Annotated in this window: 19 protein-coding genes and 1 other RNA gene; 5 read left to right on the forward strand and 15 right to left on the reverse strand. The window is 59.2% G+C overall.

Annotation, left to right across the window (positions count from 1 at the left end):
* Positions 1-3 precede the first annotated feature (3 nt).
* On the forward strand, positions 4-3,066 hold the full coding sequence (locus KUL77_RS04155) for an efflux RND transporter permease subunit (RefSeq protein WP_297143963.1): 3,063 nt from the start codon (positions 4-6) through the stop codon (positions 3,064-3,066).
* Between the two features lie 110 nt (positions 3,067-3,176).
* Positions 3,177-6,095 (forward strand): ligand-binding sensor domain-containing diguanylate cyclase, encoded by a 2,919-nt coding sequence (locus tag KUL77_RS04160; RefSeq protein WP_297143965.1) that lies wholly within the window; start codon positions 3,177-3,179, stop codon positions 6,093-6,095.
* Here the strand turns inward: KUL77_RS04160 and KUL77_RS04165 are convergent.
* On the reverse strand, positions 6,092-6,961 hold the full coding sequence (locus tag KUL77_RS04165; RefSeq protein WP_297143967.1) for a LysR family transcriptional regulator: 870 nt from the start codon (positions 6,959-6,961) through the stop codon (positions 6,092-6,094). The two genes, KUL77_RS04160 and KUL77_RS04165, sit on opposite strands and share 4 nt — an antisense overlap.
* Before the next feature lie 96 nt (positions 6,962-7,057).
* Here KUL77_RS04165 and leuC point away from each other — a divergent pair, with 96 nt between their 5' ends.
* The 3 genes from leuC to KUL77_RS04180 all read left to right on the forward strand — a co-directional run bounded on the left by leuC (position 7,058) and on the right by KUL77_RS04180 (position 10,535).
* Positions 7,058-8,479: a 3-isopropylmalate dehydratase large subunit gene (gene leuC / locus KUL77_RS04170; RefSeq protein ID WP_297143968.1), complete on the forward strand. Its 1,422-nt coding sequence runs from the start codon at positions 7,058-7,060 to the stop codon at positions 8,477-8,479.
* Entirely contained in the window at positions 8,476-9,123 is a 648-nt protein-coding gene (leuD, locus tag KUL77_RS04175; RefSeq protein ID WP_297143969.1) for a 3-isopropylmalate dehydratase small subunit, read from the forward strand. The genes leuC and leuD overlap by 4 nt, the downstream gene beginning before the upstream one ends.
* Positions 9,124-9,248: 125 nt before the next feature.
* Positions 9,249-10,535 (forward strand): arsenic transporter, encoded by a 1,287-nt coding sequence (locus KUL77_RS04180; protein ID WP_297143971.1) that lies wholly within the window; start codon positions 9,249-9,251, stop codon positions 10,533-10,535.
* Positions 10,536-10,576: 41 nt separating this feature from the next.
* Here the strand turns inward: KUL77_RS04180 and gdhA are convergent, their stop codons facing one another.
* The 14 genes from gdhA to KUL77_RS04250 all read right to left on the reverse strand — a co-directional run bounded on the left by gdhA (position 10,577) and on the right by KUL77_RS04250 (position 23,726).
* Positions 10,577-11,920 carry an NADP-specific glutamate dehydrogenase gene (gene gdhA, locus KUL77_RS04185; protein WP_297143973.1) on the reverse strand — a complete coding sequence of 448 codons (1,344 nt, stop codon included), beginning with the start codon at positions 11,918-11,920 and terminating at the stop codon, positions 10,577-10,579.
* A gap of 78 nt (positions 11,921-11,998) precedes the next feature.
* Positions 11,999-13,060 (reverse strand): 3-isopropylmalate dehydrogenase, encoded by a 1,062-nt coding sequence (gene leuB, locus KUL77_RS04190; protein WP_297143975.1) that lies wholly within the window; start codon positions 13,058-13,060, stop codon positions 11,999-12,001.
* 23 nt (positions 13,061-13,083) lie between these two features.
* Complete coding sequence (locus KUL77_RS04195; RefSeq protein WP_297143977.1) at positions 13,084-14,622, reverse strand: 2-isopropylmalate synthase; 1,539 nt, start codon at positions 14,620-14,622, stop codon at positions 13,084-13,086.
* Positions 14,619-15,722: a threonine dehydratase gene (locus KUL77_RS04200; RefSeq protein WP_297143979.1), complete on the reverse strand. Its 1,104-nt coding sequence runs from the start codon at positions 15,720-15,722 to the stop codon at positions 14,619-14,621. The genes KUL77_RS04195 and KUL77_RS04200 overlap by 4 nt, the downstream gene beginning before the upstream one ends.
* Before the next feature lie 28 nt (positions 15,723-15,750).
* Positions 15,751-15,984 (reverse strand): ACT domain-containing protein, encoded by a 234-nt coding sequence (locus tag KUL77_RS04205; protein WP_297143981.1) that lies wholly within the window; start codon positions 15,982-15,984, stop codon positions 15,751-15,753.
* Positions 15,968-17,683 carry an acetolactate synthase 2 catalytic subunit gene (ilvG, locus tag KUL77_RS04210; RefSeq protein WP_297143983.1) on the reverse strand — a complete coding sequence of 572 codons (1,716 nt, stop codon included), beginning with the start codon at positions 17,681-17,683 and terminating at the stop codon, positions 15,968-15,970. Before ilvG ends, KUL77_RS04205 begins: the two co-directional genes overlap by 17 nt.
* Positions 17,683-18,678 (reverse strand): ketol-acid reductoisomerase, encoded by a 996-nt coding sequence (gene ilvC / locus KUL77_RS04215; RefSeq protein WP_297143985.1) that lies wholly within the window; start codon positions 18,676-18,678, stop codon positions 17,683-17,685. Before ilvC ends, ilvG begins: the two co-directional genes overlap by 1 nt.
* Positions 18,679-19,005: 327 nt before the next feature.
* The gene (gene rpiA, locus KUL77_RS04220; protein WP_297143986.1) at positions 19,006-19,653 is read right to left on the reverse strand and encodes a ribose-5-phosphate isomerase RpiA; all 648 of its coding nucleotides are present in this window, start codon (positions 19,651-19,653) and stop codon (positions 19,006-19,008) included.
* A 5-nt stretch (positions 19,654-19,658) separates the two neighbouring features.
* A complete protein-coding gene (locus tag KUL77_RS04225; protein ID WP_297143988.1) occupies positions 19,659-20,129 on the reverse strand; it encodes an EVE domain-containing protein in 471 nt (156 codons plus the stop codon).
* On the reverse strand, positions 20,126-20,719 hold the full coding sequence (locus KUL77_RS04230) for a 5-formyltetrahydrofolate cyclo-ligase (RefSeq protein ID WP_297143990.1): 594 nt from the start codon (positions 20,717-20,719) through the stop codon (positions 20,126-20,128). The genes KUL77_RS04225 and KUL77_RS04230 overlap by 4 nt, the downstream gene beginning before the upstream one ends.
* A 41-nt stretch (positions 20,720-20,760) precedes the next feature.
* Positions 20,761-20,942, reverse strand: a non-coding RNA gene (gene ssrS, locus KUL77_RS04235) — 6S RNA.
* A 52-nt stretch (positions 20,943-20,994) separates the two neighbouring features.
* The gene (locus KUL77_RS04240) at positions 20,995-21,282 is read right to left on the reverse strand and encodes a cell division protein ZapA (protein ID WP_297143992.1); all 288 of its coding nucleotides are present in this window, start codon (positions 21,280-21,282) and stop codon (positions 20,995-20,997) included.
* Positions 21,279-21,500, reverse strand: coding sequence for a TIGR02449 family protein (locus KUL77_RS04245; RefSeq protein ID WP_297143993.1), 222 nt, complete (start codon positions 21,498-21,500; stop codon positions 21,279-21,281). The genes KUL77_RS04240 and KUL77_RS04245 overlap by 4 nt, the downstream gene beginning before the upstream one ends.
* A gap of 9 nt (positions 21,501-21,509) precedes the next feature.
* On the reverse strand, positions 21,510-23,726 hold the full coding sequence (locus KUL77_RS04250; protein ID WP_297143995.1) for a GGDEF domain-containing phosphodiesterase: 2,217 nt from the start codon (positions 23,724-23,726) through the stop codon (positions 21,510-21,512).
* Positions 23,727-23,740: the final 14 nt, after the last annotated feature.

Here is a 23,740-nt window from a genome sequence, read left to right on the forward strand (position 1 = left end):
GCCATGGTGCGCTTCAATGTATCGGAGTGGGCGCTGCGTAATCGGCCGCTGGTGCTATTCATCATGCTGGTGGTGGCGCTGGCGGGTGTCTTCTCTTATCGCCAATTAGGGCAGTCGGAAGATCCGCCCTTTACCTTCAAGGCGATGGTGGTACGCACGTTGTGGCCGGGGGCTACGGCCGAGCAGGTGAGTGAGCAGGTGACCGAGCGCATCGAAAAAGCGCTGATGAGCACCGGCAAGTACGAATTCATTCGCGCCTATTCGCGTGCGGGTGAGTCGCAGGTGATTTTTATGGCGCGCGATGCGATGCCATCAAAAGATGTGCCCGAGCTGTGGTACCAAATTCGTAAGAAAGTGGGCGATATCCGCATGACGCTACCAGCGGGTGTGGTGGGGCCATTTTTCAACGATGAGTTTGGCGACACCTTCGGCAATATCTATGCGCTTACAGCGCCAGGCTTTGACTACGCGCTGATGAAAGACTACGCCGACCGCTTGCAGCTGGAGCTGCAGCGTGTACCCGACGTGGGTAAGGTCGAGTTGATTGGCCTGCAGGATGAAAAAATTTGGATTGAATTATCCAATACGAAATTAGCCTCACTGGGCATCCCACTGGCGGCGGTCAAACAGGCGCTTGATGAACAAAATGCGATCGTGCCTGCAGGCTTTTTTGAGACGCGCAGTGATCGCCTGCAGTTGCGCGTGGATGGGCAGTTTGATTCGGTGGAACAGATTCGCGCCTTTCCCATTCGCGCCGGGGGGCGCAGCGTGCGTTTGGGCGATATTGCAAGTGTGACGCGCGGGTTCTCGGACCCTGCCGCACCGAAGCTGCGCTTTATGGGGCAAGACGGTATTGGCATTGCAGTGGCAATGCGCGACGGTGGCGACATCATCCGTTTAGGGAAAGCGCTCGAGAAAGAGTTCCAGCGTTTGCAAACCGCTCTACCCATTGGCATGCAACTGCGCAAAGTGTCGGATCAGCCGCAGACCGTACACGAGGCAGTGGGGGAGTTTGTACGCGTGCTAGCGGAGGCCGTGGCCATTGTGCTGCTGGTGAGCTTCTTCTCACTGGGGCTGCGCACGGGCGCGGTAGTGGCCGTGAGTATCCCACTGGTGCTGGCGATGACCTTTATGGTGATGCACTGGTTCGACATCGGCCTGCACAAGATTTCGCTCGGCGCGCTGGTGTTGGCGCTGGGGCTCTTGGTGGATGACGCCATCATCGCGGTGGAGATGATGGCGATCAAAATGGAGCAAGGATATTCACGCATCAAAGCCGCCGGCTTTGCGTGGGAGTCCACCGCCTTCCCCATGTTGACGGGGACCTTGGTCACCGCTGCCGGGTTTTTGCCCATTGCAACGGCGGCATCGAGTACTGGCGAGTACACGCGTTCGCTGTTTCAGGTGGTGACGATCGCGCTCTGTGTGTCGTGGGTGGCCGCGGTGCTGTTTATTCCGTGGTTGGGTGAAAAGATGTTGCCCACACCCCACGCGTTGGCAGCACAAAGCTCCCATGACCCCTATGCCACGCCGTTCTACCAGCGCTTGCGCGCTTGGCTCAATACCTGCCTGCGCCATCGTTGGTGGGTGATTGGCACAACGATAGCGCTGTTTGTGGCCTCTATTTTGCTATTCCGTTTTGTGCCGCAGCAGTTCTTTCCGAATTCGGTACGGCCCGAATTGATGGTGGATTTAGAACTGGCCGAAGGCAGTTCACTGCGCGCCACCGAAGCCGAAGCCAAGCGGTTGGAAGCCCTGCTGAAATCGCGCACCGACATCACCAATTACGTGGCTTATGTCGGCACTGGATCGCCGCGGTTTTATCTGCCGCTGGATCAGCAATTTCCGGCGGCTAACTTTGCGCAGTTTGTGGTGTTGGCGAAAGACCTGCCCTCGCGTGAAGCCACTCGTCAATGGCTGATCGAGCAGGTGGCGCCGCAGTTTTCTGCGCTGCAGTTTCGCGTCACACGGCTAGAAAATGGCCCGCCGGTGGGATACCCGATCCAGTTCCGCGTGTCGGGAGAAGATATTGGGCAAGTGCAGGCGCTTGCGCACCGCGTAGCGGAGAAGGTGCGCGGCAATGTATATGTCACCAATGTCAATTTGGACTGGGATGAACCCAGCAAAATCATTCGCTTGCACCTAGACCAAGACCGCGCCCGCGCACTGGGCGTGAGTAGTGCGCAGGTGGCGCAGTTTCTCTCAAGCTCGCTATCGGGGCTATCGGTTAGCACCTATCGTGAAGATAACGAGTTGATTGAAATTTTGCTGCGCGGTACCGGTGATGAACGGCAACGCCCTGATTTGTTAGCCAGTCTCTCCATTCCAACACCTGGCGGCAGCGTGCCACTGGCACAGGTGGCCACGCTGGAATACGGTTTCGAAGACGGCATCATCTGGCACCGCAATCGCCTGCCCACGGTAACCGTGCGCGCCGACCTTGCCGACGACGCACTCACGCCGCCCACTGTCGTGGCGCAGATCGAGCCCACACTTGCGCAGATCAAAACGTCGCTGCCAGAAGGTTATCTGCTGGAAACCGGCGGCACAGTGGAAGACTCGGCGCGCGGGCAAAACTCGATCAAAGCGGGAATGCCGCTTTTTTTGATTGTTGTGGTGGCGCTGTTGATGCTGCAATTGCGTAATTTCTCGCGCACTGCATTAGTGCTGCTCACCGCGCCTTTGGGGTTGATTGGTGTGGTGCTGGCGCTGCTGCTGTTCCGCGTTCCGTTTGGTTTTGTCGCCATGCTGGGAACCATTGCGCTGGCTGGGATGATCATGCGTAATTCGGTGATCTTGGTGGATCAAATTCGCCAAGATATGGATGCCGGGCATGATCGCTGGCATGCCATTGTGGACGCCACGGTGCGCCGCTTCCGCCCCATTGTGCTCACGGCATTGGCGGCGATCTTGGCGATGATCCCGCTATCGCGCAGCGCGTTTTATGGGGCAATGGCCATTTCTATTATGGGAGGGCTTGCGGTGGCGACCTTGCTGACGCTGTTCTTCCTGCCGGCGCTCTACGCGGCGTGGTTCAAGGTGCGGGAAGACGAATCCGTGACTTGATGGTCTGCCTTCCTGCCCAAAGTAATGCTAGATTGGCGGCCAAATAGGTAGATCAGCGCATCAAGGGAGGCGTTTTGCAGGGGGGCGCGCATCTTGTATCTATCAGTAATGTGCTGAACCAGCGCTTGTTTGCGCTGGTGCTTCTGCTGCTGGCGCTGGTTACCGCGCCGCCGGTACGGGCCGAAACGCCCGTGCTCCGCCACTACACCATCAGCGGTTGGGCGATGGAAGATGGCCTGCCGCACCCGTTGGTGCATGCCATTGCGCAAGATCGCGACGGTTTCATTTGGGCAGGGACATGGGAAGGTGCGGTGCGCTTCAATGGCCGCGACTTCACCGTGTATGACCGGCAAAACACGCCTGCAGAACTCTCCGGTGTCTATAGCATCCTTCCGGAAAAAGACGGCGGCATCCTGTTTGGTACCACCAGTGCCGGGGTGTATCGCTATTTTCAAGGCCGCTGGGAGCCCCTAGGGCAAGGGGAGGCGCGTAAGTTGCGGGTGCGCGCGCTATTGCGTGACCGCATCGATGGCGCAATTTGGATCGTCACCGGGCAAAAATTGCTGCGGCTAGATCGCAATGGCGTGCTGCATAACACCGGGGATGAGGTGGGGCTGCATTCGGTCAAAGTGGTCACCATTGCGCAAGATGCGCAGGGCGCCTTGCTGGTGGCCGGCGAACGCGGCGTACAGCGCTTGCTTGGCAATAAGCTGACGCCGTGGGGAAGCGATTGGCTGCCCAGTGATTCGATCATGGACTTGATCCAAGACGGGCGTGGCGGCTGGCTGGCCGCGGGGGATGGCGGCGTAGCGTGGAAGCAGGCCAGTGGCCAGGTGCAGCACTTTGTTAACCACCAACGGGTGGATCGTGTCGTGCTGGATCGCAATGGTGTGCTGTGGATGGCGATGGCCTCCGGCGCGCTGATGCGGCAAGACAGCATGGGGGAGAAAGAGGCGCAGCGGGTCAATATTCCCGGAACGCTCAGCCCTGCGCTGTTTGTCGATCGAGAGGGGCTTGTCTGGCTAGGCGGCACAGATGGTCTGTTTCGCGTTGCAGAGGGGGCAGGCAGCGGTATCACACACAGTGATGGGCTGAGCAGCGACTACATCCGCTCGGTACTACAAGACCGCGCGGGCACTGTGTGGATAGGCCAAGCCAATGGGCTGAGTCGCTGGCGTAACGGCAAGATCGAAAACCTAACGCTCACCCAGGCCAAACAAGGGCGGCAGGCTTCGGTACTGGCGCTGACACAGGCCCACGACGGCGTTTGGGTGGGAACCTATGACCAAGGCGTGTTCAAAGTGGATCAAGCAGGGCGCGTGTTGTCGGAGTTGCGCCTGCCGGGCCTGCGCCAGCCGTTGATTCGCGCGCTGCTAGAAGACCCCGACGGCAGCCTGTGGGTGGGCGGCAACCATGGGCTTGTGCGTATTAAACGCGATGGCAAACGCCTGCCCTATCTGGATGCCTCCGCGCAGGCGTCCGATATGGTGCAAGCGCTTTATCGTGGGGCAGACGGGATGCTTTGGGTGGGAACGGCCAACGGCATGGTGTCGATCGCTCCCGATGGTGTTATGAAGCGCTGGCGGCCGGATATCGAGATTCCGGCGAACTATGTCTTTGATTTTTTGGAAGACAGCAACGGTGATCTTTGGATTGCAAGCGAACGCGGCCTGCTGCGTAAGCGTGGCACTACGTTCAATACCTACGACCACCACGTAGGCATGCCACGCGATAAGGTATTTCGCATCTTGGACGACGGTGCAGGAAATCTGTGGCTGTCGTCCAATATGGGTGTGTTTCGTATCGCGCGCAGTGAATTTGACCGTGTTGATACGCAGCGCAGCACAACGCTTGCCGTGCATGTGGTGGATAAAAGCGATGGCATGCCGGGTAGCCAGTGCAACGGCGCTTCGATGCCAGCGGGCTGGCGGATGCACGATGGGACGCTGCTGTTCCCCACATCGGCGGGTGTTGCGCTTATTGATCCGCAAAGCGCTGAGCGCGATGGGGAGAGTGTGCCTAAGGTAGCGCTGGAAAGTATCGCCGTGGACGGTGTGCCTAGGTCTATTGGGAAGCAGCTGCAGTTGCGCGCAGGCGAAAGCCGCCTACAGATTCATTTTGCGGGGCTCAGCTTTCGCGCTCCAGATAAGCTGCGTTACCGCTACCGTCTGCATGGGTATGACCGCGCTTGGGTAGAAAGCGATAGCGGCAACGAAGCGGTTTATACGGGCCTGCCGCCGGGAAATTACCGGCTGCAGGTGCAATCGATGGCGCTTCCGCTTGATTGGTCGAAGCAGGATTTGATTGGCGAAACCGAGCTTGCCATCGTGATGCAGCCAGCCCTTTGGCAGCGCACGTGGGTGCGTGCAGCGGCGGCGGCTGTCATGCTGCTAATCGTCGTGCTTGCACTATGGTGGCGAAGTGCTAGTTTCCGTCGCGCCCAGCGCAGGCTAGGGCGCATTATTGCCGAACGCACCGAAGAGCTGAGTGAGAAAAATCGCCAGCTAGAGGTTGCGGGTTTTCGCCTGCAGTTCCAAGCCAGTCACGACGATTTAACTGGGCTCCCCAATCGGCGCGCAGGGGATAAGTTCTTGAACGAGCGCGTGGCGCAGGCGCAGGAAGAGCGTGCACCGCTGAGCGTTGCACTGCTGGATATCGATCACTTCAAGCGCGTCAACGACCACTACGGACACCCAGCAGGCGATGCGGTGCTGCAGCACTTTGCCCAACATCTGAGTGAATTTGCCGCCGAATGGGGCGTCTTTGTGGCCCGTTTTGGTGGCGAAGAATTCTTGATTTGCATGGATGCCTTTGGCGTGCAGGACGCCACGCATAAAATTCGTCTGCTGCTTGCAAAGGTGGCCGAAAATAGCGTTGTTCTGGCCGATGGAACGGCAATTGGCGTGACGTTTAGCGCGGGCGTAACGGAGCTTCAGCCCGAACATAATGCCTATACGCTGTTCACCCGCGCCGACGATCTTCTGTTAAAGGCGAAGCAGGCCGGGCGGAATCAGGTGATGTCAGACTAAACGCGTTCGGCTTCTAACAGCGCTAAAAAGGCTTGGCCTGCGCGCGGGAGCGAGCGCCCAGCATGGGTCACAGCGCCCAGCCGACGTGAAAGTGAAATGCCGCTGACCGGCAATACACGCAGCTGCTGATCGACCATCGTGTGCGGCAGCACGCTCCATGCAAGGCCAACCGCACTGAGCATTTTCAGCGTTTCCAAATAGTGCGTGGTCATGCGTAGGCGCAGCTGCAGACCGTGCCGCACAAACGCGTCGGCCACGATGCGGTGGGTAAAAGTGCCGAGGTCAGGCAGCACAGCGGGGTGGCGTGCGAGGTCTTCAAGACTCAGCCGCTTACGCTGTGCAAGCGGGTGCTCGGGGGCGGCAACAAAGCAGAGTTTGTCCTCCCAAATGGGGGTAGTTGAGAGCGGGTGCGCGGCTTGGCCCAATGTGGTGAGCGCCAGCTCAATTTTGCCCTGCAGGACTTCTTGCCAAGCCTGTTCGGAATCTAAAAAACGAATATCCAAGGTGACGTCTGGATACAACGCGGTGAAGCGGCGGAGCAGCGGCGGCAAGCGGTGCAGGCCGATATGGTGACTGCTGGCCATCCGCAGCGGCCCACTCACGCCGTGGCCAAGTGCGTGCAGCGCCTGCTTGGCGGCGTCGGCATCGGCCAGCAGCTGGCGTGCGCGCGGTAGTAGCAGCACGCCCGCCTCGGTGAGAACGGTTTGCCGGCCCACGCGATCAAACAATCGTGCATCCACGGCGGCTTCGAGCTGGGCGATGCGCTTGCTGATAGCAGGCTGGGTAAGATGCAGAGAATCACACGCGGCGGAAAATCCGCCGTGTTCGGCCACCGCCACAAAGGCGGCTAAGTTGACGAGTTCCACAATAATTCCTGATAGGAATGATTTTAATTAAAAATATACATTTGAGTTATAAATAACAAGCGGGCATGCTGGAAGCCTGTTATCAAGGTAAGCGCAATGGCCGGGAAAACGCTGTACGACAAACTATGGGAACTGCACGAGGTGGTGCGTCGCGAAGACGGCTCGTCGCTGCTGTATATCGACCGGCAGATTCTGCATGAAGTCACCTCGCCGCAGGCATTTGAAGGCCTGCGCCTTGCCAAACGCGCGCCGTGGCGCGCCGGGGCCAATATCGCCACACCCGATCACAATGTCCCCACTACGCGTGCTGAGCGTGCGGGTGGGCTGGCTGCGATCGCCGATGAAGTCTCGCGGCTGCAAGTGCAAACGCTGGATGAAAATTGCGAAGACTTCGGCATTACCGAATTCAAAATGAACGATCCACGGCAAGGCATCGTGCATGTGGTGGGGCCGGAGCAGGGCGCCACATTGCCGGGCATGACGGTTGTCTGTGGCGATTCGCACACCTCCACCCATGGCGCGTTTGGCGCGTTGGCACACGGCATTGGTACGTCGGAAGTGGAGCATGTGCTGGCCACGCAGTGCCTTGTGGCGCAGAAAATGAAGAATATGCGCGTGCGCGTGGAAGGCGAGATTCCGCCCGGCGTAACCGCGAAAGATATCGTGCTGGCGATCATTGGCAAAATTGGCACCGCCGGGGGCAACGGCCATGCGCTGGAATTTGCGGGCAGTGCTATTTCTGCGCTGTCGATGGAAGGCCGCATGACTGTGTGCAATATGGCGATCGAAGCTGGTGCGCGAGTAGGTATGGTGGCGGTGGACGAAAAAACCATCGCCTATTTCAACGGCCGCCCGTTGGCTCCCAAGGGCGCGCAGTGGGACGCTGCCGTCGCCCATTGGCGCACGCTGGTGTCCGACGCTGACGCGCAGTTTGATCGTGAAGTGGAGCTACGTGCAGAAGACATCAAACCACAGGTAAGCTGGGGCACGTCGCCAGAAATGGTGGTAGCGGTGGATGGCTGCACACCAGACCCGGCACAAGAAGCCAGCCCCACCAAGCGCGCATCGATCGAGCGCGCGCTGCACTACATGGGCCTAGCACCCAAGCAGCCGATTAAAAGTATTCAATTGGATCGCATTTTTATTGGTTCGTGCACCAATGCCCGGATCGAAGATCTGCGCGCGGCCGCTGCCGTGGCCAAGGGACGCAAGGTGGCACGCAGTATCAAACAAGCGTTGGTTGTGCCGGGCTCGGGTCTGGTTAAAACTCAGGCCGAACGTGAAGGTTTGGATCAAATCTTTTTAGACGCAGGCTTTGAATGGCGTGAGCCGGGTTGCTCGATGTGTTTGGCGATGAACCCCGACCGTTTGGAGCCGGGCGAGCACTGCGCTTCTACCTCCAATCGCAATTTTGAAGGCCGCCAAGGCAGCGGTGGGCGCACACATTTGGTAAGCCCCGCCATGGCCGCCGCCGCGGCCATCGCAGGCCATTTTGTTGATGTACGGGAGCTGCAATGACCCCTTTTACCACGCATACGGGCTTGGTCGCGCCGCTGGATCGCGCCAATGTCGATACCGATCAAATCATCCCTAAGCAATTTTTGAAGTCGATCAAACGCACCGGCTTTGGCCCCAATCTGTTCGACGAATGGCGCTATTTAGATATAGGTCAACCGGGGCAAGACTGCAGCAAGCGCCCACTCAACTCTGATTTCATCCTCAACGCAGCGCGCTACCAAGGCGCAAGCGTGCTGCTGGCGCGCGAAAACTTCGGCTGTGGTTCCAGCCGCGAGCACGCGCCGTGGGCGTTGGCCGAATACGGCTTCCGCGCCATCATCGCGCCCAGCTTTGCCGATATTTTCTTCAACAATAGTTTTAAGAATGGCTTGCTGCCGATCGTATTGCCGGCTGAGGCCGTGAACGCGCTGTTTGCACAGTGCGAGGCGAATGAGGGCTATACATTAAGTGTGGATCTTGCCGCGCAAACGGTGACCCGCCAGGACGGCGTGCAATACTCGTTCGATGTGGATGCCTTCCGCAAGCACTGCCTACTCAACGGCCTTGATGATATTGGTTTGACCTTGCAAGAACATGCTGCGATCAAGGCGTTTGAAGCGCGCCACAAGGCCGCGCAACCATGGCTGTTTGCTGGGCTAGGCTGAAGGCGGGGTTAGAGCAGATAATACGCCTGCTATCACGCTGGCTTTGATGTAATGAATGTTCTGACTGGGTTTCATATCGACAATTACTGCGGCGGTGACGCACAAAAAGCGGGCAAGAGCGGCCTATGCTGATTGCGCTGCTGATCTTCATCGTCACCATTGCCTTAGTCATCTGGCAGCCCAAAGGTCTTGGTGTGGGATGGAGCGCTATGTTGGGTGCTGCATTGGCCTTGTTGACCGGGGTCGTGGCGTGGGCGGATATCCCGACGGTCTGGGGTTTTGTCTGGAATGCCACCTTTACTTTCGTTGCGGTGATCATCATCAGCTTGTTGCTGGATGAGGCCGGTTTCTTCGAGTGGGCAGCGCTGCATGTGGCGCGCTGGGGTAATGGCAGCGGGCGCCGATTATTCACCTTTCTCGTATTGCTCGGTGCGGCGGTGGCCGCGTTGTTTGCCAATGATGGCGCGGCATTGATCCTGACGCCGATCGTGATCGCCATACTTATGGCGCTGCGGTTCAGCCCGTCGGCTACATTGGCGTTCGTGATGGCGGCTGGATTTATCGCAGATACCGCCAGCCTGCCGTTGGTTGTCTCCAACCTAGTCAACATCGTCTCGGTGGATTATTTCGACGTTGGCTTTGCCGAATATGCCGCGATTATGATTCCGGTCAACCTTGTCTCTGTCGCGGCGACGCTGGGGATGCTGTCGTGGTTTTTTCGCCGCGACATTCCGCGCAACTACGACGTGACTCAGCTGAAGGATCCGCGTTCGGCCATTGTCGATCGCACTACCTTCAAGGCAGGCTGGGCGGTGTTGGCGTTGCTGCTGGTTGGGTTTTTTGGGCTGGAGCAGATCGGTGTACCGATCAGCGTGGTAGCAGGGTGCGGTGCGCTGGTGCTGCTGGGCGTGGCGGCGCATGGTCATGTGATATCGACCCGCAAAGTGATTCGAGAAGCGCCGTGGCAGGTCGTGGTGTTCTCGCTTGGCATGTACCTAGTGGTTTACGGCATGCGCAACCAAGGGCTGACGAACTATCTGACGAGATTGTTGGATCTTTTTGCCGAACAGGGTTTGTGGGCCGCAACGGTCGGGACAGGCCTGCTGATCGCGTTCCTGTCGTCGATCATGAACAATATGCCGACCGTACTGGTTGGTGCGCTGTCCATCGATGCCAGTCAGGCCGAGGGCGTCGTGCGTGAGGCGATGATTTACGCCAACGTCATCGGCAGCGATCTGGGGCCGAAATTCACCCCGATTGGCAGTTTGGCCACGCTGCTGTGGTTGCACGTATTGGCGCGCAAGAACATCAGGATCACTTGGGGCCATTACTTCAAGGTCGGTATCGTCTTGACGCTTCCAATCCTGCTCGTGACTTTGCTGGCCTTGGCAGTGCGGCTGAGCTTTGTGTGACGGATACGCGACTCACGGCTGCAGCCCCACTGCCGTGGTGTTCAATACAGCCCTTGCGCCAGCATTGCGTCGGCCACTTTGACAAAGCCGCTGATGTTGGCGCCGTCCACATAGTTCACACTGCCATCGCGACGGGTGCCGTGACGCACGCAGTTGCCGTGGATGTCTTTCATGATGAGGTGCAGACGCTCGTCCACTTCGGCGTGGGTCCACGCTAGGCGCATGGCGTTTTGGCTCATCTCTAAACCGGAAGTGGCCACGCCGCCCGCATTGCTGGCCTTGCCCGGCGCGTACAGCGTGCCGGATTCTAGGAACACGTCCACAGCTTCCAAGGTGGAAGGCATATTGGCGCCTTCGGCGACGCAGAGCACGCCGTTGTTCACCAGTGCGTGCGCGTCGTCACCGTCCAATTCGTTTTGTGTGGCGCAGGGCAGGGCGATTTCAGCCGGGATATGCCACGGGCGCTTGCCGGGCAGATAGTCAAAACGCTTGTCTTCACCCAGCTCGGCTAGGCGGCCGCGGCGTTCGTTTTTTAGCTGCATAATCTGTTCAACGGCTTCCGCATCGAACCCGTCTTTTGCATACAGTGTGCCGTCGGAGTCGCTGAAGGTCAGCACCTTTCCGCCGAGTTCGTTGACCTTCACCGCTGCGTATTGGGCCACATTGCCCGAGCCGGAAAGCAGCACGCGCGCGCCGTGGGTTTGGCGTTTGGCGTGACGCAGCATTTCTTCTACAAAATACACGGTGCCGTAGCCGGTGGCCTCGGGGCGCATCAGGCTGCCACCGTAGGCAATGCCCTTGCCGGTGAACACGCAGGAGGCGTCGTTGCTGAGCTTTTTCATCATGCCGGCCATAAAGCCGATTTCACGTGCACCCACGCCAATATCGCCTGCGGGGACGTCGGTATTCGCACCGATATGGCGGTACAGTTCCAGCATCAGCGCCTGACAAAAGCGCATCACTTCACCGTCGCTTTTGCCCTTGGGGTCGAAGTCTGAACCGCCTTTGCCACCGCCCATGGGGAGCGTGGTTAGTGCGTTTTTGAGCGTTTGTTCAAACGCCAAAAACTTCAAAATAGAAAGATTCACCGAAGGGTGAAAACGCATGCCGCCTTTGAATGGGCCAATGGCGCTGCTGTGCTGGACGCGAAACGCGCGGTTGACCTGCACATGGCCGTTATCATCGGCCCAAGCCACGCGGAATTGAATGGCACGCTCGGGTTCAACGAGGCGCTGCAGCAGGCCCATGCGGGCGTACTGAGGATGGCGCTGCAAAAATGGCCAGAGGCTAGCCGTCACTTCGTTGACGGCCTGCAAAAACTCGGGCTGGTCGGGGTCGCGGCGCTGGATATTGGTAAGGAAATCGTCTCGGAGTGGGAGCGTCATTAAGAATCCTTCAGGGTGGAAGTGAGGGCGGCTGTGTGATGCGTGTGTTCATGGGCGTAACTCCTAAGAAGGGCATGTCTAGCGCATGCCTTGGATGACCGCAGTAGTGACGGCGGTGGTTGAAATGGCGCTGCTTGCGGGCGCAAGGTCAGCGGTAAAAGTGCCTTGCTGCAACGCAGCATTTACAGACTGTTCCACACAATCGGCTTCGGATGCAAGCCCTAATGAATGCCGCAGCAGCATGGTGGCGCTGAGGATCGCAGCGTAGGGGTTGGCAATGCCTTTGCCGGCAATATCGGGCGCGCTGCCGTGGATGGGTTCATAGATGCCGTTCTTGCCTTCGCCAAGCGAGGCAGACGGCAGCAGACCAAGCGACCCGGCCAGCATCGAGGCTTCGTCGGTGAGGATGTCGCCGAACATATTTTCAGTAACGATCACGTCGTAGTCGCGCGGCCGCGCCAGTAGGTGCATGGCCATCGAATCCACGAGTTGGTGTTCTAGCTGTACGTCGGGAAATTCATCGCGCATCACACGCGTGGTGACGTCACGCCACAGGCGTGAGGTTTCCAGTACGTTGGCTTTATCCACCGAGGTGAGTTTGCCGCGGCGGCTGCGTGCGAGCTGCGCGGCGTGACGCACCACGCGCTCGATCTCAAGTACCGAGTAGCGGCAGAGGTCGCTGGCGTCGGTGGCGCTGCGGGTTTTGTTGCCAAAATAGATGCCGCCGGTGAGTTCGCGCACCACGAGTAAATCGACACCTTCAAGCAGTTGCGGTTTGATCGGAGAAGCGCCCAGCGTTGCCGTATGCGGTTTCACCGGGCGCAGGTTGGCAAACAGACCGAGTGCGCGGCGGATCGCAAGCAAGCCCTGCTCTGGGCGCACCTTGGCATTGGGGTCAGACCACTTTGGGCCGCCCACCGCGCCCAGTAGCACCGCATCGGCGCTGTGTGCGGCGGCAAGCGTGGCCTCTGGCAGTGGTTGGCCAGTGGCGTCAATTGCCGCACCACCGATCAGGTGCTCATGAAATTGGAACGTGTGGCCAAACTGTTCTGCCACCGCGCGCAGCACGGAGACGGCGGCGGTGGTGACTTCGGGGCCAATGCCATCCCCTGGCAGTACAACGATGTTCGCGTGAGACATGCAGATCGTCCTTGAGGTAAGCGTTAGGCGCTGGCGGCAAAGCGCAGGCAGGAGGCGGCGCGCTGAATCTTGTTGGCTACCGCCAACCACGCGATAGCGGAAGCCTCGAGTACGTCACGGCTGGTGCCTTGGCCGGTATAGGTTTCGCCGCCAATGCGTGCGCTGATATTGGCTTCACCGCGCGCGTCGCGGCCAATGCCCATGCTGTGCACTTCGTAGCTTTCCAGCTCGAAGTCCACACCACTGGCGCGGGCCAGTGCGGCAAATAGCGCGGCGATGGGGCCGTCGCCGTGGTCTTCGTGCTGTACGTTGCGGCGGTCAGGGTCAATTAGTTCTACGCGGGCGTGGGTGCGTGCACCTTCGTCGGTGAGGTGCATGCGCACCACTTCCCATCCGGGGGCATGCTGGTGGCCTTCCACGAGGCGCAGCAGGTCGGCGTCATGGATCTCATGTTGGGTTTGTGTCATCACCTTGGCTTGGGCAATCACTTCATCCAAACGCGCATCATCCAGCACATGTCCCAATGTGCGCAGGCGATCGGCCACCGCCGCGCGACCACTGTGGCGGCCTAATACCAATTGCGAATCTTCCCAGCCTACGTCCTGTGGGCGCATGATTTCGTAGGTGTCGCGGTTTTTCAGCATGCCGTGTTGATGGATGCCCGACTCATGTGCAAATGCGTTTTGCCCCACGATGGCCTTGTTGCGCTGCACTTGGATGCCCGTGAAGCGCGAGAGCAGGCGCGAGGTGTCCAGTAGTTTGGGGGTGACAATGCCGGTGTCCACGCCGTACCAGCCACCGCGTACTTTCAGCGCCATTACCAATTCTTCCATCGCGGCATTGCCTGCGCGCTCGCCAATACCATTGATGGTGCATTCCACTTGGCGCGCACCGCCTTCAATCGCGGCCAGTGAATTGGCTACCGCTAGGCCAAGATCGTTATGGCAATGTGCGCTGAAGATCACGTCATCAGCGCCTTTTACTTTGGCGCGCAGATAGCGGAAGAGCTCGCGGATTTCATCGGGTGTGGCGTAGCCAACGGTGTCTGGAACGTTGAGCGTGCGCGCACCTGCGGCGACAGCGGCGCTGAACACATCCACCAAATAATCGTGCTCGGTGCGGAACGCGTCTTCGGCAGAAAACTCGATGTCATCCACGTATTTGCGTGCCAGCTCCACGCCCATGATGGTGCGTTCGATCACCTGCTCACGGCTCATATTGAGCTTGTGTTCGCGGTGCAGCGGGCTGGTGGAAATAAAGACATGGATACGCGGTTTGGCGGCATCGTGCAGGGCGCGTGCACAGGCTTCGATATCGCCTTGATGGCAGCGTGCCAAACCGGCAATGGAGGCATTACGCACTTCCTTGGCAATGGTCTGCACGGCGCCGAAATCGGCAGGGGAGCTATTGGGGAAACCGGCTTCGATCACGTCCACACCAAGATCGGCCAGCGCGTGGGCGAAAGCAATTTTTTGTGCGGCGCTCATGGTGAAGCCGGGGGATTGTTCGCCGTCACGCAGGGTGGTGTCGAAGATGCGAACGTGGTCTTTGGAAATGCTCATGCGAAGGTGATCTCTGCTGTAGATTTTGTGCGCGCGTTGCGCGGCACGGGGATAGGTTTGACAGAATGCAGTAGGCCAGCCGTAGGTGTTGATGCACCTGCGGCCGGCGGTGTAAGTCGTTCTTGCTTGCGCTGACGCGGTTTGCGCGGCGGCCGTGGGCGCACATCGCGCAGTAGAGTGGCCAGAACATTGGCATCCAAATTGCCACCAGACACCACCGCACATTTGCGCTTGCCCGCCACGCGGCGGCCAGCGGCGAGTGCCAGCGCGCCCGCACCTTCGGCGATGACATGTTCTTCTAGTGCAAGTCGCACCAAGGTTTCGCGCAGTTCGGGTTCACGCACGATCACTACATCGTCAATGAGTTGTTGCAGTAATGTGCGGGTGATGAAGCCGGGGACCTTTACTTTCACGCCGTCGGCCAAGGTGGCGACGGGTTCACGAATGCTGGCATCGCCACGCAGTGCGCGGGCCATGGAATCGACGCCTTCCACCTGCGCGCCAATGATGCGCACGCCTTGAGATTTCAGCGCCAATGCGACGCCCGAGGCCAACCCACCACCGCCGATAGGTACGATCACCACATCGGGACGAATGCTGTGGGCAATTTCTAAGCCCACTGTGCCTTGTCCTGCAATGACATCGGGGTCATCGAAGGCCGACAGCAGGCGGTAATCGTTTTGCGCCGCGAGCTCATTCGCAAACGCCTTGGCTTCGTCGTAGGTCTCGCCGTGCAAGCGCACGGTAGCCCCCCAATGCGCCACACCAGCAATTTTGGTTTGCGGTGCAGATTTTGGCATCACCGTAATGGCCTGCATGCCAAGGCGATACGCGGCCCACGCGAGCCCTTGTGCGTGGTTACCCGCTGAGGCGGCAATGGTGGGGCGCAGGTCGCCGCGCTCGCGTGCGGCAAGCAGTGCATTCAGCGCACCGCGCACTTTGTACGAGCCAGTGCGTTGCAGGTTTTCTAGTTTTAGCCAGCAGCCAAAACGTTCGGCGTAGTGAGTGGGAGTGATGTCGAGATAGGAGCGCAGCCGTGCCTGCGCCGCCAGTACATCACTGGCGGTCACGCGTGGGGGAGGGGCTACGGAAGGCTCCATTAAACGTGGGCCTGTACAAAGTGCTGCATTACGCGCATGGCTGCACCTTCACGCTGAGGCAGTCGTACAGCTTTTCCAGTTGGTGTTTGAGGCCTTCCGGCTCGCGCTGACCTTCCACGGTCATGCGCAGATTCCATTGGTCTGCACCATCGGCTTGGCCTTCCACATGGATCGGCTGAAAGCCGCGCCGTTCGGTAGTGCCTACGATGCGCACCAGCGCGCCTTCCACTTGACGCAGGGTGAGATCAAGCTGGTAGCGCATCGGTGGTCTCCTGTTCGGTGTGGCTGGGGTCGAGCATTTGCGCGTTGTTGTGGTTAGGCGGCACCAGTGGCCAGACGTTGGCGGCAGTGTCGATAGGAACATGCAGCAGTGCAGGACCGTCGGCATTAAGCAGTGCTTGCAGTGCGGCATCGACACCAGCGGCCTTGTCCACGCGCAGTGCTTGGATGCCAAAGGCTTCGGCCACGGCGGCGAAATCGGGGTTGTCGGAGAGGTCCACTTCGGAATAGCGTTTATCGAAGAACAACTCCTGCCACTGCCGCACCATGCCGAGTGCTTGGTTATCCAGCAGCACGATCTTTACCGGCAAGCGATAACGCTTCAGTGTGGCCAGCTCTTGGATGTTCATCATGATCGAGCCATCACCACTGACGCAGACCACCTGCGCATCACGGCAGGCTTCCTGCGCGCCCAGTGCGGCGGGCAGGCCAAAGCCCATCGCACCCAACGCACCGGAGGTGAGGTGTTTTTGCGGGTGCGACATCTGCCAATGTTGGGCCACCCACATTTGATGTTGGCCCACATCGCACGCCACGATGGCGTTCGGGGCTAGCTCAGAGATACGCTTGAGCAGTGCCGGTGCATACACGCCTTCGCCGGGGGCGTTGTAGCGCGGTGCGTATTGCTGCGCACGCTGTTTGCATTGGCTGCGCCATGCTTTACGCGCCGTACCGTTGCGGCCATGCAGATGGGCGGCGCAGGGCAGGGTGAGCTTGGTCAGCGTGGTGATCAAGTCACCGCGCACGCCAACATCGGCTTGGCGCAGCTTGCCAATTTCGCAGGCATCTAAATCCATGTGAACGATGCGCGCCTGCGGCGCAAACTCGGCCAGCTTGCCGGTGGCGCGGTCGTCAAAACGTGCGCCCACAACGATCAGTAAATCGGCTTCTTGCACCGCCAAATTCGCTGCGCGGCTGCCATGCATCCCCAGCATGCCCATATTCAGCGGGTGCTGGGTAGGCAGAGCGCCCAAGCCTTTCAGCGTCAGCACGGTGGGGATTTGTGTGGCATCAACAAAGGTGCGGAACTGCTGCACGGCACTGCCAAGATTGATCCCGCCGCCGCCGTAGATCACTGGGCGCTGTGCTTGTGAAATCATCGCCAGCGCTGCGTGCAGGGAAGCGTCTTTCGGTTGCTCCACTGCGTCCGTACCCAACGAAACGTGTTCGGGGAGCTGCGAAGCATCGGCTAATTGCACGTCTTTCGGGAGATCAATCAAGACCGGGCCGGGGCGGCCGCTACGCGCTAAGCGAAACGCTTCACCCAGCATCGTTGGAAGGTCTTCCACGCGGCGCGCGATGAAATTATGTTTGACCATGGGCATGGTCATCGCGAATACATCCAGTTCTTGGAATGCATCGGTGCCCATCAATGCCGTAGGTACCTGCCCGGTGATGACCACCATGGGCACCGAGTCCACCATTGCATCGGCAATGCCGGTAACAAGGTTAGACGCACCGGGGCCGGAGGTTGAGATGCAGACGCCCACGCGCCCGCTGGCCCGCGCATAGCCATTGGCAGCATAGGCAGCGCCTTGTTCATGGCGCGGCAATACATGCCGCAGTTGCGGGGTGTCGTGCAGGGCATCGTAGAAGGGCATGATCGCGCCGCCGGGATACCCAAACAGGGTGTCCACTCCTTCTGCCACTAATGCCTGAGCGAGCCAGCGAGCGCCGTTCATTACGCAGCCTCTGCGGTTTTTTCGGGGGAAGGCTGCTGGGCCGAACCTAACCATTCCATCTTGGCGCGCAGCTTCTTTCCAACCACTTCGATGGGATGTTCCAAATCGGCCTGCTTCATCGCTTTGTAATTGGCATTACCGGAGGCGTATTCGGCGATCCACTGGCGTGCAAAAGTGCCGTCTTGGATTTCCGTCAGCACTTTCTTCATTTGTGCGCGGGTGTTGGCATCCACCACGTAATCACCACGGGTCAGTGAGCCGTACTGCGCGGTTTCGCTGATGAACTCGTGCATGCGGGTGATGCCGCCTTCGTAGAACAGGTCCACGATCAGCTTCAGCTCGTGCAGGCACTCGTAGTAGGCCACTTCCGGCTGATAGCCCGCTTCCACCAAGGTTTCCCAGCCCGCTTGCACCAAGCGCGTGGCGCCGCCGCACAGCACCGCCTGCTCGCCGAACAGATCGGTTTCGGTTTCTTCTTTGAAGGTGGTTTTGATCGCGCTCTGACGCGCGCCACCAATGCCTGCGCAGTAGGTCAGCGCGAATTGCTCGGCCTGGCCGCTCTTGTCTTGATACACCGCATACACCGACGGCACGCCGCGGCCAATTTCATACTCGCGGCGCACCAGCGCGCCGGGGCCTTTCGGCGCCACCAGCACCACATCGAGGTCTTCGCGCGGGGTGATTTGGCCGTAGTGCACGTTGAAGCCGTGGGCAAACAGCAGGCAGGCGCCCTTGTCCATATTCGGTTCAATCACCTCGGCATACAGCTGCGGCTGCACCATGTCCGGGGTGAGGATCGCGACGATCTGCGCTCCTTTCACCGCCTCGGCCGGAGCCTTGGGGTGGAAGCCATCGGCCTTGGCCTTGAACTCGGTGGGGCCGCCCGGGCGCAGGCCCACGGTGACGTCAAAACCAGAGTCGCGCAGGTTGAGCGCGTGGGCCCGGCCTTGGCTGCCGTAACCGATGATGGCGATGCGGGGTTTGCTGCTGGTCATTACGGGTTTCCTTGGTGTGGATGGGTTGAAGTTTTTGAGAGGTCTTAAAACGAAAAACCCCGCAACCTTTCGGTGCGGGGTTTTGTCGATTCGGGCGTTTGTTTCTTTTTTACACGCCGTACCGTCCCGCACATGTGGGCGAGGTAATAAGTACGAGTACGAGAATGGACGCCGCGGAAGCGGAGTTCAAACACGATGACGGTGGTGTGTTGTGCTGCAACATAGACGCAGAAGAACACATCTCAAATTGACTTGTCAACTAGATTATCAATTCCAATTTGGAATTGAAAAAATCACTTTTAAGAATTGAATGAATAAGCCTGTGCCTCAAAACACCTGCGGCGGCTGACCGCCCACGATCACCACATCGGCCGGGCGACGGGCGAACAGGCCCACACTCACCACGCCGGGGATCTGGTTGAGCGCGCGTTCCATCGCCACTGGGTCGGTAATGGCGAGGTTATGAATATCTAAAATGACGTTGCCGTTGTCGGTGGTCACACCGTCGCGCCAGACCGGGTCGCCGCCAGTCATTTTCAGAATTTCGCGCGCCACGAGGCTGCGCGCCATCGGGATCACTTCCACCGGTAGCGGAAATTTACCCAGCACAGGCACCTGCTTGGACGGATCAATAATGCAGATAAAGCGTTCGCTGGCTTCGGCAATAATTTTCTCGCGAGTCAGCGCCGCGCCGCCGCCCTTGATCAGGCATTTATTGCCGTCGCATTCGTCGGCACCATCCACATACAGCGATAACGGCCCGGCGGCGTTCAAGTCAATTACTTCAATACCGTGCGCTTTCAGCCGCGCGGTACTTTGCTCAGAGCTGGATACCGCCCCTTGGATGCGGTCTTTCCATGCGGCCAGCGCATCGATGAAATAGGCCACGGTGGAGCCAGTGCCCACGCCCACGATCATGCCGTCTTCAACGTATTCAATGGCACGCTCGGCGGCCAGTTTTTTTAATTCGCTCATTAGCTTTATTCCAGAGAGAGCAGCAGCTTCCACTGCGCGAGAGTGACGGGGAAAACAGAAAGCCGGCTGCCGCGCGCGGTAAGTGGGAAACCTTCACCTAGGGCGTCGGTATGCTCGCGGATTTCGGTCAAGGAAATGGTGCGCTTGAGCTTGCGTTCAAACGCCACATCCACCAAAAACCAGCGTGGTGTTTCGCGCGTGGCCTTGGGGTCAAAGTAATAGACGTTAGGGTCGAACTGCGTTTCATCGGGGTAGGCGTGGCTAGCTACAGTGGCGAGGCCCACGATGCCCGGTACCTTGCAGTTAGAGTGGTAGAACATCACTCCGTCACCGATCTGCATGCCGTCGCGCATAAAATTGCGCGCTTGGTAGTTGCGCACGCCGTTCCACGGTTCGGTGCCAACGCGTTCCAAATCGTCGATGGAGAACGCGTCTGGTTCGGACTTCATCATCCAATAGCGTTTGCGTGGGCTCATGCGATGTCCTTGGCAAGATAGGTGGCCTCTTCGCAGCAGACCGCATCGAGTGGCACATCCCAGTGGTCTTGCGGGATAGCGTCGAGGCGCTGCGCGGCAAAGCCTACGCCCACCAGATGCGGCGGGGCGGGCTGTGTGTGGCGGGCGGCGAGGCTGCGGTCATACCAACCACCGCCCATACCAAGACGATGGCCGTGCGCGTCAAAGCCTACCAGCGGCAGCACGATCAGCGCCATATCCGCAGCGGTCAGTGCGCTGCTGGGGTGAATGTCGGGCTCGGGGATGCCGTAACGGTTGGTCACCAGGGCATCGCCGGAACGCCACGGTGCAAACCGCAGCACGCCGTCTGGGTGTAAAACGGGCAGGCAGTACACCAAGCCTGCTGGTAGGCGCATTTGCAGCACATGTAGGCCAATTTCGCCATCCATCGCCCAATACCCGGCCACATAGCCGCTGCTCGGGAAGAACGGCAGCGCGAGCACGCGCTGCGCCAAGGCTTCGGCGGCAGCAATGCGGGCGGCGGCGGGAAGCGCGCGACGTCGTTCACGCAGAAGAGTGCGCAACGCGGCGCGATCAGTAGGCTGGCTCACGCGGTGGCCTAGGTCTTCAAAAGAAGGGGCAGCAAAAGAAAATGTCTCCGCTGTGGCGATGCCTGCCAACGACCTTGAACCCGGGGTTCAAGTGGGAACGCTTGAATGCCTTTGGGCTTCCCGCACAAGGCGGACATGCACTCCCGGCGCTCATTGCGTCCCCGCGGTCGTCATTAAGGGACAAGGTGAATGTTGTGCACGCCGTCGCGCACAGCAGAGGACGCGCTCAGTATAGCCTGCGTGCCGCGTAGATGGCAGGATTGACGTGTGCCTATTCAGGCAAGTAGGGCGTCGAGCTTGCGGTTGGCTTCATCAACCAGCGCAAGCGAAGCATCAAGATTTTTTGCGGCAGGCGTGGTTTTGCCCTGCTGCAGCTCGTGGGCAAGATTCAGCGCGGTAAGCACGGCCAGCCGGTCTGGCGGCACCAGCTTATTGCTGCCGCGCAGTTCGCGCATACGCGTATCTAAAACGCGCGCCGCGGCGGTGAGGCTGTCACGCTCGGCGTCTGATACGCCCACGGTGTATTCGCGGTCCAAAATACGGACGCTAACGGGTTCGCTCATGTGTGCTGCTCCAGCGATTTAAGCCGCGCGATCATCGCTTCAACGCGGCTGCGCGCCTGCTCTTGCTTGTTCAGCATCTGCGCACGCTCGCCGTTCATTTGCTCCACCTGCTGGCGCAGGCTGCGGTTCTCATCCTGCAGACGCTGCATGCGCGCGGCGATCAAATCGATCCGCGCCAACAGTTTGTGCAGTTCGCCGTGTAGGTCGCGGTTATCCATGCTCGCACATTAGGCAGCTAGGCTGGTGTGGTCAAGCAAAAAGCGCAGGCAGGCGTCGGCAGAAAGCGGTTTCGAGAACCAATAGCCCTGCACGATATCGCAGTGATGCGTGCGTAGGAACTCAAGCTGTTCTTGTGTTTCCACGCCTTCCGCCACCACGCGCAGCCCCAGTGCGTGCGCCATCGCAATAATGGTAGGGGTGATGGTGGTGTCTTCGTTTTCAATTGTTGCGCCTAGCCCGTCAATAAAGACTTTGTCGATTTTGAGCGTGGTCAGCGGAAGGCGGTGTAGATACGCCAAAGAAGAATAACCAGTGCCGAAGTCATCCACGGCTATGGAAACACCCATCGCGCGGAATGCCTGCAGACGTTTGCTGCTGAGGTCGGCATCGGCCATCACCACACTTTCGGTGAGTTCAAGCTCCAACGCGGAGGCGGGCAAGCCGTGGTGGGTCAAGGTGTTGCTGAGCGCATTAGATAACCCGTCGCGTTGCAGCTGCAGTGCCGACACGTTTACCGACATTATTAAAGTGGGCGCGATACCGGCGTGGTGCCATGCCACCAATGTGCGGCAAGCTTCTTCCAGCACCCACTGGCCAATTGAAATAATCAAGCCGCTTTCTTCTGCCAGTGGAATGAATTCGGCGGGCGACACCACCCCGTACTCGGGTGAAGTCCAGCGTAACAGTGCTTCCACGGCGCTGATGTGGCCGCTTGCAAGGCTGAGTTGCGGCTGGAATACAAGCTGCAGTTGGTGGTGTTCGATCGCGTTACGCAATGCAGCGATCAGGCCCGCACGCCGACGGATGTCGTCATCCATCGACACCTGATAGTGCATCAATGCGTGCTTGCCCGCCGCCTTGGCGCGATACATGGCGGTATCAGCGTGCTTCATCAAGTCGGTGGGCACCTGCGCATGATCAGGGAACAAGCTGATGCCGATGGACGGAGAAATAGTGAACGAATGGCGCTCGTCGATACGCAGTGGCGCATCGAATGCGGTGAGGATGCGCTGCGCACAGGCGTCGGCTTCATCGGCGTGTTCGATGTGCTCCAAAATGGCGACAAACTCATCGCCACTCACCCGCGCGAGGGTGTGTTCAATGCCGATCACTTCTTGCATGCGCCGCGCCACGCTACGCAGCACGCGGTCGCCCATGGCGTGGCCCAGCGAATCGTTGATGTCTTTGAAATTATCCAAATCCATAAACAGCAAGGCGAGGCGGGTGTTTTGCCGACGCGCCTGCACAATCGCCCGCGACAGGCGCTCAGAAAGCAGGGTGCGATTGGGGAGGTTGGTTAGAGGGTCGTAATTGGCGAGGTAGCGCAGCTCTTTTTCAATGCGCCGACGTTCGGTGATGTCGTTGGTCACCAGCACGTACAGTTTGCGCCCAGAGCCCGGCTCTTGAATGGCGTTGCACTGCATCGCGCAGAGAAAATCGGTGCCGTCTTTGCGCCGCTGCCACATTTCGCCCGACCAGCTTTCCTGCGCCAAAATCTGCTGCCGAGCCTGCTGGTAAAACTCAGGTTCGTGTTGCTCGCCGTTGAGGATGGATGCGTCTTGGCCCACCGCCTCGGCTTCCGAATAGCCGCTTACCTTGCTAAAGCTTGAGTTCACACGAATAAAGTGAAAGTGCTCGTCCATCACTGCAACGGCTTCATTCATGCAGCGCATCACTTCTGCTGCAATTTGCTGCTGGCTTTGCAGCTCCATTTGCGCATTGATGTTGCGTACGGTGCCTGCAATCAACACCACGCGGCCGCTGGAAGAAAATTCTACTGAACGGCCACAGGCACGCACCCATTCCCACTGACCGTCGTTGCCCAGCATGCGGTGTTCGGACAAAAAGAAGAGCGCGTGGCCAGAAAGATAGTCACGCAAGCGCTGCTGCAGCAACGGCAAATCATCGGGGTGAATGTGCGGATCTTTATTCAAAATAATTTGAACAGAAAGATCGCTGGATGCATCTGGTGAAACGAGGATCTGTTCTAGCGCATGGGTGGGTAAATGGTATTGCCAGTAGCGCTCGTCAGAGGCCCACAGGGCAAGACGCAAGCGCTGCTCACGCTCACCTAGCGCACGCAGATGGTCGCGCTGGGTGCGCTCGTGGCGACGGTTGTTGAATAACGCCAGTGCGGCCAGCGCCAGCACCAAGGTGGCGAGCAGTAGAATGAGAAATGGGTCGGAGGGTGCGTCCATTGCAAACGCCGTCGGCAAGGTCGTCATGGTGCGCCTCGTGG

This window comes from Thermomonas sp. (assembly GCF_019104945.1).
Lineage (GTDB): Bacteria > Pseudomonadota > Gammaproteobacteria > Xanthomonadales > Xanthomonadaceae > Thermomonas.

Coding starts and splice junctions, on each gene's coding strand:
- gdhA (WP_297143973.1), bottom strand. CDS start 11,920: ATGACGCTCCCACTCCGAGACGATTTCCTTACCAATATCCAGCGCCGC.
- KUL77_RS04155 (WP_297143963.1), top strand. CDS start 4: ATGGTGCGCTTCAATGTATCGGAGTGGGCGCTGCGTAATCGGCCGCTG.
- ilvC (WP_297143985.1), bottom strand. CDS start 18,678: ATGACCAGCAGCAAACCCCGCATCGCCATCATCGGTTACGGCAGCCAA.
- leuD (WP_297143969.1), top strand. CDS start 8,476: ATGACCCCTTTTACCACGCATACGGGCTTGGTCGCGCCGCTGGATCGC.
- KUL77_RS04205 (WP_297143981.1), bottom strand. CDS start 15,984: ATGCGCTACCAGCTTGATCTCACCCTGCGTCAAGTGGAAGGCGCGCTG.
- KUL77_RS04240 (WP_297143992.1), bottom strand. CDS start 21,282: ATGAGCGAACCCGTTAGCGTCCGTATTTTGGACCGCGAATACACCGTG.
- ilvG (WP_297143983.1), bottom strand. CDS start 17,683: ATGAACGGCGCTCGCTGGCTCGCTCAGGCATTAGTGGCAGAAGGAGTG.
- rpiA (WP_297143986.1), bottom strand. CDS start 19,653: ATGAGCGAATTAAAAAAACTGGCCGCCGAGCGTGCCATTGAATACGTT.
- KUL77_RS04250 (WP_297143995.1), bottom strand. CDS start 23,726: ATGACGACCTTGCCGACGGCGTTTGCAATGGACGCACCCTCCGACCCA.
- KUL77_RS04200 (WP_297143979.1), bottom strand. CDS start 15,722: ATGGAGCCTTCCGTAGCCCCTCCCCCACGCGTGACCGCCAGTGATGTA.
- leuC (WP_297143968.1), top strand. CDS start 7,058: ATGGCCGGGAAAACGCTGTACGACAAACTATGGGAACTGCACGAGGTG.
- KUL77_RS04180 (WP_297143971.1), top strand. CDS start 9,249: ATGCTGATTGCGCTGCTGATCTTCATCGTCACCATTGCCTTAGTCATC.
- leuB (WP_297143975.1), bottom strand. CDS start 13,060: ATGTCTCACGCGAACATCGTTGTACTGCCAGGGGATGGCATTGGCCCC.
- KUL77_RS04195 (WP_297143977.1), bottom strand. CDS start 14,622: ATGAGCATTTCCAAAGACCACGTTCGCATCTTCGACACCACCCTGCGT.
- KUL77_RS04245 (WP_297143993.1), bottom strand. CDS start 21,500: ATGGATAACCGCGACCTACACGGCGAACTGCACAAACTGTTGGCGCGG.
- KUL77_RS04225 (WP_297143988.1), bottom strand. CDS start 20,129: ATGAGCCCACGCAAACGCTATTGGATGATGAAGTCCGAACCAGACGCG.